The 13,006-nt window shown below is 47.8% G+C and carries 6 protein-coding genes, 4 tRNA genes, 4 rRNA genes and 1 riboswitch; all 14 genes read left to right on the forward strand.

Annotated features, from left to right (window positions below; genetic code table 11):
- Positions 1 to 160 precede the first annotated feature (160 nt).
- The gene (locus tag INR79_RS00170; RefSeq protein WP_223095487.1) at positions 161 to 781 is read left to right on the forward strand and encodes a YigZ family protein; all 621 of its coding nucleotides are present in this window, start codon (positions 161 to 163) and stop codon (positions 779 to 781) included.
- A gap of 51 nt (positions 782 to 832) precedes the next feature.
- Positions 833 to 2,290 (forward strand): TrkH family potassium uptake protein, encoded by a 1,458-nt coding sequence (locus INR79_RS00175; protein ID WP_004400170.1) that lies wholly within the window; start codon positions 833 to 835, stop codon positions 2,288 to 2,290.
- A 27-nt stretch (positions 2,291 to 2,317) separates the two neighbouring features.
- Positions 2,318 to 2,851, forward strand: coding sequence for a menaquinone-dependent protoporphyrinogen IX dehydrogenase (hemG, locus tag INR79_RS00180; protein WP_004400169.1), 534 nt, complete (start codon positions 2,318 to 2,320; stop codon positions 2,849 to 2,851).
- 441 nt (positions 2,852 to 3,292) lie between these two features.
- A 16S ribosomal RNA gene (locus tag INR79_RS00185) occupies positions 3,293 to 4,844 on the forward strand.
- A gap of 88 nt (positions 4,845 to 4,932) precedes the next feature.
- Positions 4,933 to 5,008 (forward strand) — tRNA-Glu (locus tag INR79_RS00190).
- A gap of 2 nt (positions 5,009 to 5,010) precedes the next feature.
- A tRNA-Lys gene (locus INR79_RS00195) sits at positions 5,011 to 5,086 on the forward strand.
- Between the two features lie 30 nt (positions 5,087 to 5,116).
- A tRNA-Val gene (locus INR79_RS00200) sits at positions 5,117 to 5,192 on the forward strand.
- 375 nt (positions 5,193 to 5,567) lie between these two features.
- Positions 5,568 to 8,453: ribosomal RNA gene (locus INR79_RS00205) — 23S ribosomal RNA — on the forward strand.
- Between the two features lie 93 nt (positions 8,454 to 8,546).
- A 5S ribosomal RNA gene (gene rrf, locus INR79_RS00210) occupies positions 8,547 to 8,662 on the forward strand.
- 69 nt (positions 8,663 to 8,731) lie between these two features.
- A tRNA-Thr gene (locus INR79_RS00215) sits at positions 8,732 to 8,807 on the forward strand.
- A 50-nt stretch (positions 8,808 to 8,857) separates the two neighbouring features.
- Positions 8,858 to 8,974, forward strand: a 5S ribosomal RNA gene (gene rrf / locus INR79_RS00220).
- The 16S, 23S and 5S rRNA genes sit together here with 4 tRNA genes alongside, the layout of an rRNA operon.
- A gap of 199 nt (positions 8,975 to 9,173) precedes the next feature.
- Positions 9,174 to 9,557 (forward strand): fluoride efflux transporter CrcB, encoded by a 384-nt coding sequence (gene crcB / locus INR79_RS00225; protein WP_004407667.1) that lies wholly within the window; start codon positions 9,174 to 9,176, stop codon positions 9,555 to 9,557.
- Between the two features lie 50 nt (positions 9,558 to 9,607).
- Positions 9,608 to 9,727, forward strand: a riboswitch (TPP riboswitch).
- A 145-nt stretch (positions 9,728 to 9,872) separates the two neighbouring features.
- On the forward strand, positions 9,873 to 11,813 hold the full coding sequence (thiC, locus tag INR79_RS00230) for a phosphomethylpyrimidine synthase ThiC (RefSeq protein ID WP_022590274.1): 1,941 nt from the start codon (positions 9,873 to 9,875) through the stop codon (positions 11,811 to 11,813).
- On the forward strand, positions 11,810 to 13,006 hold the full coding sequence (locus INR79_RS00235; protein ID WP_223096924.1) for a thiamine phosphate synthase: 1,197 nt from the start codon (positions 11,810 to 11,812) through the stop codon (positions 13,004 to 13,006). The genes thiC and INR79_RS00235 overlap by 4 nt, the downstream gene beginning before the upstream one ends.

The raw sequence follows: 13,006 nt of genomic DNA on the forward strand, positions 1-13,006 counted from the left end.
TTATAGTTATGTTGTCTTATTGTTCGACTTTGTAAGTTTGCGCTGACTTTTGGTTAATTTCAATACATTTTCAAACGCGTGTTTGATTTTTGTCGAGTTGTACACTTTTTGTAATGTCACGTGATACACTTCGCTCCCCTTGAAAGCGGACCTATGTGCCATGAATTTGCTCCCATTTTTAATACCAGCCGAACCTGCGATATTCGAAGAAGAGATCAAAAAGAGTATTTTCATTACTCATCTGGCGCATACCCCTTCCATCGAACATGCCAAAGCGTTCATTGATTCAGTTAAAACAGAACACGCTTCTGCACGTCACAACTGCTGGGGTTTTGTCGCTGGTCGACCAGAAGACTCCATGAAATACGGGTTCAGTGATGATGGTGAACCGTCAGGAACGGCAGGGAAACCAATTCTGGCTCAGTTATCGGGTTCTGGTGTTGGCGAAATCAGTGCGGTGGTAACGCGTTATTCCGGCGGGATTAAGCTGGGAACCGGTGGCTTAGTGAAAGCATACGGTGGCGGTGTGCAGCAAGCCCTTAAGCTGCTTCAAACAATAGAGAAAAAAATAACCACAAATCTTAAGCTAAGGTTAGACTATTCGTTTATGCCCATAGCTCAGGCTTTAATGGAAGCCTATCAAGCGGTTCAGGTTGATGCGCAATACGGTGAGTCCATTGAGGTCATCGTTGAAATTGAAGTGAGCCAAGTGGAACGGTTTACCCAGGCTGTTATAAATAAAAGTGGCGCTAAAGCATCTGTCACACCAATAGAACATTAGGTCAACAGACCCTAGATTAGGAATCAAAGAAGCTCTGCTTCTGAAGCAAGAATGCAATTTCGTTCAATTATCCGTATCGTCGGCTTGTTACTCGCGTTGTTTAGCGTATCCATGCTGGCGCCCGCCTTTGTCGCACTCATCTATCGAGATGGTGCAGGTGTGCCTTTTGTGACCACCTTTTTCGTTCTGCTGATCGCGGGTGGATTTTTCTGGTTCCCTAATCGTCATCACAGACACGAACTCAAAGCCCGAGATGGCTTTCTTATTGTGGTGCTATTCTGGACGGTAATCGGCAGTGCGGGTGCGCTGCCTTTTCTCATCTCCGACACTCCGGACATCTCGGTAACCGACGCCTTTTTCGAATCCTTTTCTGCTCTAACCACCACGGGAGCAACAGTGCTGGTGGGGTTAGATGATTTACCCAAAGCGATACTCTTTTACCGACAGCTTCTTCAATGGTTTGGTGGAATGGGGATCATCGTATTAGCCGTCGCGATTCTTCCAGTACTGGGGATCGGTGGTATGCAGCTTTATCGTGCGGAGATTCCTGGTCCAGTCAAAGACAGTAAGATGACTCCGCGCATTGCCGAAACGGCCAAAGCCCTCTGGTACATCTATTTAAGTTTGACCATTGCCTGTGCCGCCGCATTCTGGCTGGCGGGAATGAGCTTGTTCGATGCAATCAGCCACAGCTTTTCAACTATCGCGATTGGTGGGTTTTCAACACACGATGCCAGTATCGGCTATTTCGATAGTACCGCCATTAATATGATCACCGTGGTGTTTCTACTGATTTCGGCGTGTAACTATTCGCTTCACTTTGCGGCATTTGCGTCTGGTGGCGTGCATCCGAAATACTATTGGAAAGACCCTGAGTTTCGTGCCTTCTTCTTTATACAGGGCATACTCTTCTTAATCTGCTTCTTACTTTTGCTCAAACACCACAGTTATAATTCGGTGTTTGATGCCTTTGATCAGGCACTCTTCCAAACCGTCTCTATTTCGACCACAGCAGGCTTTACCACTACGGGTTTCTCCGAGTGGCCTTTGTTCTTACCAGTATTACTTCTGTTCTCCTCTTTTATAGGAGGATGCGCAGGGTCAACCGGGGGAGGAATGAAGGTTATCCGCATTCTCTTGCTGACGTTGCAAGGTGCGCGTGAATTAAAACGCTTAGTTCACCCAAGAGCGGTGTACACCATCAAAGTGGGTGGAACCGCACTATCTCAACGGGTTGTGGATGCGGTGTGGGGTTTCTTCTCAGCCTACGCGCTGGTCTTTGTAGTTTGTATGCTGGCACTTATTGCTACAGGCATGGATGAGCTGAGTGCTTTCTCTGCTGTTGCCGCTACACTTAACAACCTTGGTCCTGGTTTGGGTGATGTGGCATTACACTTTGGCGACATCAACGACACGGCAAAGTGGGTACTTGTGGTTTCTATGCTGTTCGGGCGATTAGAAATATTTACTCTCCTAATTTTGCTGACACCAACTTTTTGGCGTAGCTAACTTCAAAAGAGCGATAAAGGGCATTCGATGGAAAAAGTACTGCTGTTGCATTCAAGCCGCGAAGGGCAAACCATCAAAATTCTACACTATATAGAAGAGAAGCTGGGTTCGGTCGATTGCACCATGATGGATCTCCATCAAATCGAAACGGTGGATTTATCTGGCTACGACAAAGTGGTCATTGGCGCTTCTATCCGATACGGGCATCTTAATAAAAAGCTTTATCAGTTTATTGATCGTCATCTTGAGGCTCTCAATCAGGCAAACGCAGCTTTCTTTTGTGTCAATCTGACGGCTCGAAAAGAAGCCGAAGGAAAAGACACTCCGGAAGGAAGTGCCTATATTAGAAAGTTCCTGACGAAGTCTCCGTGGAAACCTTCCTTGATTGGCGTGTTTGCCGGAGCACTCTATTATCCCCGTTATCGTTGGTTCGACCGTGTAATGATACGTTTTATTATGAAGATGACAGGTGGAGAGACCGATACGACAAAAGAAGTGGAATACACAAACTGGGAAAAGGTGTCTCTTTTCGTAGATTCCGTGAAGAATTTGAGTAAATAACCGTCATAAATCTCCTTTTTTGAATGCTTTTTGCCCGAACAACGAAAAAGGCGAAAAAAATAGGAAAAAAGGGTTGTCAAAGTGATGCCGATCTCTATAATGCACCCTCGCTGACACGGGATGGCTTCTAAAGAAACCAAGCGAGTCAGAGGTTAGATTAGAACGCTGAAAAGCAAACGAAATAAACTGAAAAAAAGTGTTTGACACAAATGTTTATCTCGCTAAAATAGCCGTCCGATTTGAGCAGAGCTCAAATCAATGTTCTTTAACAATATAGACCTATCAATCTGTGTGGGCACTCGTTGATGATAATCCAATGAGAAACTTCGGTTTCAAATTAGGTTTCAATGAACTGAGTGACCAATCGGTAGCAATACCGGCACAGTCAATTCAACATTACTATGTAATGTAATCAGTATTCATTGAGCCGACCAAAATCTTAAATTGAAGAGTTTGATCATGGCTCAGATTGAACGCTGGCGGCAGGCCTAACACATGCAAGTCGAGCGGAAACGAGTTGTCTGACCCTTCGGGGAACGACAACGGCGTCGAGCGGCGGACGGGTGAGTAATGCCTGGGAAATTGCCCTGATGTGGGGGATAACCATTGGAAACGATGGCTAATACCGCATAACAGCTTCGGCTCAAAGAGGGGGACCTTCGGGCCTCTCGCGTCAGGATATGCCCAGGTGGGATTAGCTAGTTGGTGAGGTAAAGGCTCACCAAGGCGACGATCCCTAGCTGGTCTGAGAGGATGATCAGCCACACTGGAACTGAGACACGGTCCAGACTCCTACGGGAGGCAGCAGTGGGGAATATTGCACAATGGGCGCAAGCCTGATGCAGCCATGCCGCGTGTGTGAAGAAGGCCTTCGGGTTGTAAAGCACTTTCAGCAGTGAGGAAGGGTGTGTATTTAATAGATGCGCATTTTGACGTTAGCTGCAGAAGAAGCACCGGCTAACTCCGTGCCAGCAGCCGCGGTAATACGGAGGGTGCGAGCGTTAATCGGAATTACTGGGCGTAAAGCGCATGCAGGTGGTTTGTTAAGTCAGATGTGAAAGCCCGGGGCTCAACCTCGGAACTGCATTTGAAACTGGCAGGCTAGAGTACTGTAGAGGGGGGTAGAATTTCAGGTGTAGCGGTGAAATGCGTAGAGATCTGAAGGAATACCGGTGGCGAAGGCGGCCCCCTGGACAGATACTGACACTCAGATGCGAAAGCGTGGGGAGCAAACAGGATTAGATACCCTGGTAGTCCACGCCGTAAACGATGTCTACTTGGAGGTTGTGGCCTTGAGCCGTGGCTTTCGGAGCTAACGCGTTAAGTAGACCGCCTGGGGAGTACGGTCGCAAGATTAAAACTCAAATGAATTGACGGGGGCCCGCACAAGCGGTGGAGCATGTGGTTTAATTCGATGCAACGCGAAGAACCTTACCTACTCTTGACATCCATAGAACTTAGCAGAGATGCTTTGGTGCCTTCGGGAACTATGAGACAGGTGCTGCATGGCTGTCGTCAGCTCGTGTTGTGAAATGTTGGGTTAAGTCCCGCAACGAGCGCAACCCTTATCCTTGTTTGCCAGCACTTCGGGTGGGAACTCCAGGGAGACTGCCGGTGATAAACCGGAGGAAGGTGGGGACGACGTCAAGTCATCATGGCCCTTACGAGTAGGGCTACACACGTGCTACAATGGCGCATACAGAGGGCGGCCAACTTGCGAGAGTGAGCGAATCCCAAAAAGTGCGTCGTAGTCCGGATTGGAGTCTGCAACTCGACTCCATGAAGTCGGAATCGCTAGTAATCGTGGATCAGAATGCCACGGTGAATACGTTCCCGGGCCTTGTACACACCGCCCGTCACACCATGGGAGTGGGCTGCAAAAGAAGCAGGTAGTTTAACCTTCGGGAGGACGCTTGCCACTTTGTGGTTCATGACTGGGGTGAAGTCGTAACAAGGTAGCCCTAGGGGAACCTGGGGCTGGATCACCTCCTTATACGATGATTATTGCGATGAGTGTTCACACAGATTGGTACGGTTTATAACGTAAGAGAGCAGAGTGTTCCCAAACACTCACAACTAGTGTCCCGTTCGTCTAGAGGCCTAGGACACCGCCCTTTCACGGCGGTAACAGGGGTTCGACTCCCCTACGGGATACCATTGGGTCGTTAGCTCAGTTGGTAGAGCAGTTGACTTTTAATCAATTGGTCGCAGGTTCGAATCCTGCACGACCCACCATTTCCTGCCACAGGAAATCAAAATATATGTGGGCGATTAGCTCAGTTGGGAGAGCACCTGCCTTACAAGCAGGGGGTCACTGGTTCGAGCCCGGTATCGCCCACCATTCTCTAAGTATTTTTGGATAATCTTTCCAAACCACTTCATTAAAACGTATGTGGTTGGAATTTTTGACGCCTATGCAGCGTAGCTGAAAGTCTTTAGAAAATGTGCTTCTTAGGAAGTGATTCGCTCTTTAACAATTTGGAAAGCTGACGAATAACAACAATCCCCTTATCTACGGATAAGCGTTGTTATTCAATTAAAAGTTCTCAAATCCTAATTCTATGAATTAGGTACCAACACACATTCAAGTGTTCTTGGAAACATCCTTGTGATGTTTATATTTGAGTCCGGCAAAATCGAATGTCTCTCGCTCATTCAATAATGAGAGACACAAACCTTGGTTGTTTGAACATACAGAAACCTCTTGGGGTTGTATGGTTAAGTGACTAAGCGTACACGGTGGATGCCTTGGCAGTCAGAGGCGATGAAGGACGTACTAACTTGCGATAAGCCCAGATAAGACAGTAAGAGTCATTTGAGTCTGGGATTTCCGAATGGGGAAACCCACTTACATAAGTAAGTATTGCTGAGTGAATACATAGCTCAGTGAAGCGAACTCGGGGAACTGAAACATCTAAGTACCCGAAGGAAGAGAAATCAACCGAGATTCCGAAAGTAGCGGCGAGCGAAATTGGATTAGCCCTTAAGCTTTTTATGCGTCAGGTGAAGCTTCTGGAAAGGAGCGCGATACAGGGTGATAGCCCCGTAACCGACAGCGGATTTAAAGTGAAATCGAGTAAGGCGGGACACGTGATATCCTGTCTGAATATGGGGGGACCATCCTCCAAGGCTAAATACTACTGACTGACCGATAGTGAACCAGTACCGTGAGGGAAAGGCGAAAAGAACCCCTGTGAGGGGAGTGAAATAGAACCTGAAACCGTGTACGTACAAGCAGTAGGAGCCCTTCGGGGTGACTGCGTACCTTTTGTATAATGGGTCAGCGACTTATATTCAGTGGCAAGGTTAACCATCTAGGGGAGCCGTAGGGAAACCGAGTCTTAACTGGGCGCTCAGTCTCTGGATATAGACCCGAAACCAGGTGATCTAGCCATGGGCAGGTTGAAGGTTGAGTAACATCAACTGGAGGACCGAACCGACTAATGTTGAAAAATTAGCGGATGACTTGTGGCTAGGGGTGAAAGGCCAATCAAACCTGGAGATAGCTGGTTCTCCCCGAAAGCTATTTAGGTAGCGCCTCGGACGAATACTACTGGGGGTAGAGCACTGTTAAGGCTAGGGGGTCATCCCGACTTACCAACCCTTTGCAAACTCCGAATACCAGTAAGTACTATCCGGGAGACACACGGCGGGTGCTAACGTCCGTCGTGGAGAGGGAAACAACCCAGACCGCCAGCTAAGGTCCCAAAGTATTGCTAAGTGGGAAACGATGTGGGAAGGCTCAGACAGCCAGGATGTTGGCTTAGAAGCAGCCATCATTTAAAGAAAGCGTAATAGCTCACTGGTCGAGTCGGCCTGCGCGGAAGATGTAACGGGGCTAAGCAATACACCGAAGCTGCGGCTGCATACTTTGTATGCGGGGTAGGGGAGCGTTCTGTAAGCCGTTGAAGGTGGTCTGTAAGGGCTGCTGGAGGTATCAGAAGTGCGAATGCTGACATGAGTAACGATAAAGGGAGTGAAAAACTCCCTCGCCGGAAGACCAAGGGTTCCTGTCCAACGTTAATCGGGGCAGGGTAAGTCGACCCCTAAGGCGAGGCTGAAAAGCGTAGTCGATGGGAAACGGGTTAATATTCCCGTACTTCTTACAATTGCGATGGGGGGACGGAGAAGGCTAGGTGGGCCTGGCGACGGTTGTCCAGGTTCAAGTGCGTAGGCTTGAGAGTTAGGTAAATCCGGCTCTCTTTAAGGCTGAGACACGATGTCGAGTCACTACGGTGATGAAGTCATTGATGCCATGCTTCCAGGAAAAGCCTCTAAGCTTCAGATTGTAAGGAATCGTACCCCAAACCGACACAGGTGGTCGGGTAGAGAATACCAAGGCGCTTGAGAGAACTCGGGTGAAGGAACTAGGCAAAATGGTACCGTAACTTCGGGAGAAGGTACGCTCTTATCGGTGAAGTCCCTTGCGGATGGAGCTGACGAGAGTCGCAGATACCAGGTGGCTGCAACTGTTTATTAAAAACACAGCACTGTGCAAAATCGTAAGATGACGTATACGGTGTGACGCCTGCCCGGTGCCGGAAGGTTAATTGATGGGGTTAGTCTTCGGACGAAGCTCTTGATCGAAGCCCCGGTAAACGGCGGCCGTAACTATAACGGTCCTAAGGTAGCGAAATTCCTTGTCGGGTAAGTTCCGACCTGCACGAATGGCGTAATGATGGCCACGCTGTCTCCACCCGAGACTCAGTGAAATTGAAATCGCTGTGAAGATGCAGTGTACCCGCGGCTAGACGGAAAGACCCCGTGAACCTTTACTACAGCTTGGCACTGAACATTGAACCTACATGTGTAGGATAGGTGGGAGGCTTTGAAACGCAGTCGCCAGATTGCGTGGAGCCGTCCTTGAAATACCACCCTTGTAGCTTTGATGTTCTAACTTGGCTCCCTTATCGGGAGTGAGGACAGTGCCTGGTGGGTAGTTTGACTGGGGCGGTCTCCTCCCAAAGAGTAACGGAGGAGCACGAAGGTGGGCTAAACACGGTTGGACATCGTGTGGTTAGTGCAATGGCATAAGCCCGCTTGACTGCGAGAATGACAATTCGAGCAGGTGCGAAAGCAGGTCATAGTGATCCGGTGGTTCTGAATGGAAGGGCCATCGCTCAACGGATAAAAGGTACTCCGGGGATAACAGGCTGATACCGCCCAAGAGTTCATATCGACGGCGGTGTTTGGCACCTCGATGTCGGCTCATCACATCCTGGGGCTGAAGTCGGTCCCAAGGGTATGGCTGTTCGCCATTTAAAGTGGTACGCGAGCTGGGTTTAGAACGTCGTGAGACAGTTCGGTCCCTATCTGCCGTGGGCGTTGGAAGATTGAAGGGGGCTGCTCCTAGTACGAGAGGACCGGAGTGGACGAACCTCTGGTGTTCGGGTTGTCATGCCAATGGCATTGCCCGGTAGCTAAGTTCGGAATCGATAACCGCTGAAAGCATCTAAGCGGGAAGCGAGCCCTGAGATGAGTCTTCCCTGATACTTTAAGTATCCTAAAGGGTTGTTCGAGACCAGAACGTTGATAGGCAGGGTGTGTAAGCGTTGTGAGGCGTTGAGCTAACCTGTACTAATTGCCCGTGAGGCTTAACCATACAACACCCAAGGGGTTTTGTGGGCTCAGATAAGAACATTGAATGTGTAAGAACTAGAACTTAAAAAAACAGCTTTCCAGATTAAAGAATTTGCTTGGCGACCATAGCGTTGTGGACCCACCTGATTCCATGCCGAACTCAGAAGTGAAACGCAATAGCGCCGATGGTAGTGTGGGGCTTCCCCATGTGAGAGTAGGACATCGCCAGGCTTCAAATTTAAAAGAAGCCCGTTTGCAAGAACGGGCTTTTTTAATCCATCGCATAAAAGAATTGAATGTGCTGGTATAGCTCAGTTGGTAGAGCGCACCCTTGGTAAGGGTGAGGTCCCCAGTTCAAATCTGGGTACTAGCACCATTAATTATTGTTTACAGATTGTGAGTCAGTCTGAAACAAAAAAGAATTTTCTTGGCGACCATAGCATTGTGGACCCACCTGATTTCCATGCCGAACTCAGAAGTGAAACGCAATAGCGCCGATGGTAGTGTGGGGTTTCCCCATGTGAGAGTAGGACATCGCCAGGTTCAATTCCCAAGCCCTGATCAGCCGATCAGGGCTTTTTCGTTTCTACACCATAAAAACTTGTTCCAAGTCACCAAAAGTGACTCCTGTAACTTTTAATATCTCACACTCTTTGTGTCTCAATGTATCCGAAAATAAAAACAATTTTTTATGCATATAGAGATAGAATAATCGCAATATTCAAATGAAGGATAGGGAAAGATGGGACAATTATCCGTTCTTGGCTTTATTGCACTAGGTGGTGCATTTGGTGCCTGCTCACGATTTTTGGTGTCGGAGTTATGTGCAAGTTTATTTGGGCGAGGGTTTCCCTATGGAACGCTCACAGTGAACGTTGTGGGCTCTTTAGCGATGGGAATGCTCATTGCCTCGTTTGAGAATGGAAGTCTTGCCACAGAGCCCTGGAGACAGATTATCGGGTTAGGTTTCTTGGGGGCGCTGACCACCTTCTCAACTTTCTCTATGGATAATGTTTTACTGATGCAGCAGGGCGCTTTTTTTAAGATGGGTCTGAATGTTTTGTTAAATGTTATTCTCAGTATCTCTGCTGCCTGGATCGGTTTTCAATTGTTGATTAAAAGTTAGTCTTTTTTACCTTTAGTCTTGGTTTTGACATAGCCTTTCCCTTATACTGGCTTCACTTGTCGGAGTGCTCGCAACACGTAGCGTGTTAAATAAAGAGCTGAGACCGCGTAGCGGGATCCGTTGAACCTGATCAGGCTAATACCTGCGAAGGGAACAAGAGAAGATACCATCACTCGAATACAATCGAGATCTATCTGATTTACAGTTGAGCACGAACTTGTTTTATCTGCTCACTGCCCTCTTGTCACAACAATCCGTCAAGCATTTTCTTCCTAGGGTTATGCCCTCAAAAATAATGATGCAAGGAAAAATGCTATGTCGAATCGCAAGCAAGCGAGACTGGAAGCCAAACAGTTTATTGATAATCTGTCGACCCAACCCTATCCAAACTCTCATAAAGTTTACGTAGAAGGTTCACGTAGTGACATTCAGGTCCCAATGCGTGAAATCAGCCTGGCTGATAGCCTGGTTGGTGGTACTAAGAAAGACCCTATATTCGAGCCAAATGACCCAATTCGCGTTTATGACACCTCCGGTGTTTACACAGATCCAAATTACGACATCGACTTGTACAGCGGTTTACCAAAACTGCGAGAGAAGTGGATTGAAGAGCGTGCCGATACAGAAATCCTTGCGGATGTAAGCTCGGTCTACACTAAAGAGCGCCTTGAAGACGATACACTTGACGATCTTCGTTACGGAAACCTTCCAAAAATTCGCCGTGCAAAAGAGGGACAGTGTGTTACACAGCTACACTATGCGCGCCAAGGCATCATCACTCCAGAGATGGAATACATCGCCATTCGTGAAAACATGCAGCGTCGTAAGTTTGCGGATGAGCAACTGAATATCGAGCATCCAGGTGAAAGCTTTGGAGCGAACTTACCGAAAGAAATCACCCCAGAGTTTGTTCGTAAAGAAGTGGCAGAAGGTCGTGCCATCATTCCTTCCAACATTAACCACCCTGAATCAGAACCAATGATCATTGGTCGAAACTTCCTGGTTAAAGTAAATGCCAACATTGGTAACTCTGCGGTCACCTCTTCAATTGAAGAAGAAGTAGAAAAGCTGGTTTGGGCAACTCGTTGGGGTGGCGATACGGTTATGGACCTTTCAACCGGTCGAAACATTCACGAAACACGTGAATGGATCATGCGTAACAGCCCGGTTCCGATTGGTACGGTTCCAATGTATCAGGCGCTTGAGAAAGTGAACGGTATCGCAGAAAACCTCAACTGGGAAGTGATGAGAGACACCCTTATCGAGCAGGCGGAGCAGGGGGTTGATTACTTCACCATTCACGCTGGATTGTTGCTTCGTTATGTTCCGATGACGGCTAAGCGAGTCACAGGTATTGTTTCTCGTGGCGGCTCAATCATCGCTAAGTGGTGTTTGGCTCATCACCAGGAAAGTTTCCTGTACACGCATTTCCGTGAAATCTGTGAAATTTGTGCCAAGTACGACGTAGCGCTTTCACTGGGTGATGGTCTTCGTCCTGGCTCCATTGCCGATGCAAACGATGAAGCTCAGTTTTCTGAGCTAAGAACGTTGGGTGAGCTGACTAAGGTTGCTTGGGAATACGATGTGCAGGTGATCATTGAAGGTCCGGGTCATATCCCAATGCACATGATCAAAGAGAACATGGACGAGCAGCTTAAGCACTGTCATGAAGCGCCATTCTATACACTTGGGCCACTAACAACTGATATTGCACCTGGCTACGACCACATCACTTCAGGTATCGGTGCCGCCATGATCGGTTGGTACGGCTGTGCCATGTTGTGTTATGTGACGCCTAAAGAGCACTTAGGTCTGCCAAACAAGGAAGACGTTAAAACCGGTCTTATCACTTATAAGCTTGCAGCTCATGCCGCTGATTTGGCGAAAGGTCACCCTGGTGCGCAGATTCGTGATAACGCACTCTCTAAGGCTCGCTTTGAATTCCGCTGGGAAGACCAGTTCAACTTGGCTCTAGACCCGGATACAGCACGTACTTACCACGATGAAACTCTCCCTCAAGAGTCTGGAAAAGTAGCGCACTTCTGTTCTATGTGTGGACCTAAGTTCTGTTCTATGAAGATTTCTCAGGAAGTCCGTGAATACGCAAAAGACACCAAACAGGTTGCGCTCGATCAGGCAATTGAGATCAAAATGCTAGATGACCCACTTGAGGGCATGCGCCAGAAGTCTGAGGAATTTAAGGCATCAGGATCGGAACTTTACCATCCCGCTAAGCAAAGCGTTTTGGAGGAATAATGCCACAGCTACTTCTTCCGCAAGATAAAGTACATCTTACGGGTTTGGTGCAGTCGCGCTTATTGCTAGCGAAAGAACAGGGATTTGATATTTCCGATATCGAGTTGGGCATTAGCCCAACTCCACTTGTTCAGTGCCATGTTGATGACAGGACGACAACACTGTTTCTTGGTGAAGGAGAAAGCGACGCCGATTTTGTTTGTCGCTTTGCTTCTGGTCAGGCTTCACCTTTGGCGATTTCTGATCTGTCTAAGCAGGCTAATTTGCTGCTGCTGGATGTCTACCATGATTTTCAGTTGGTCGACTTATGGGCTCATGAAGGTACAAACCGAGCGATTGCTTTTGAAGGTTCGCCACTCAATGAGCAAGAACAAGAGTCATATGTTGCTTGGCTACTGACGGCTTTGGTCATTGATTTTCCTATTGAGGACGCATTAGTTATTGCTCGAGCGGCAGTCCGTGAGGATGTTTCACGTGAAACATGGCCTTTGAATCTCGAGGCTTTTCCTGTCCCGGTGTTATCCGATAGCCTTTTGAATATTGATGTAGGTTGGAATATCGAGAGTGATATTCAGTTCCCGTCTACAGATTCCGAAAGACTAAAACTATACCCAGTAGTCGATACGGTAGAGTTGGTTGCAAGGTTGCTTGAGCTGGGTTTAAAAACCGTCCAGCTAAGAATTAAGGATTCGCAAGACCCAGACCTTGAGTCAAAGGTGAAACAGGCGATAGAGCTAGGGCAACAGTATGATGCTCAGGTATATATCAATGATTACTGGCAGCTAGCCATCAAGCATGGTGCTTACGGCGTGCATCTTGGTCAGGAAGATTTGGAAGTAGCAGAGCTTGATGACATCGCTGATGCAGGGCTACGTATTGGGTTGTCTACTCATGGCTATTACGAAATCTTGCGAATCAAGCAGGTCAATCCGAGCTACATTGCACTCGGGCATATCTTCCCAACGACGACTAAGGTCATGCCTTCGAGACCCCAAGGACTGGTTCGACTCGAACTATACCAAAAGCTTGTAGGGGCTTTTCCAACAGTAGCAATAGGTGGAATTGATCTGGAACGTGCTCCTTCCGTATGGAAGTGTGGCGTTTCGAGTTTAGCTGTAGTTAGAGCGATTACGCTGAGCGACGATCCAAAAGAAGTGATCGAACAGTTTCACACTTTGATGAGTAGTAGGTAA

It is taken from the genome of Vibrio sp. SCSIO 43132 (assembly GCF_019904195.1).
Taxonomy (GTDB): Bacteria; Pseudomonadota; Gammaproteobacteria; order Enterobacterales; family Vibrionaceae; genus Vibrio; species Vibrio nigripulchritudo.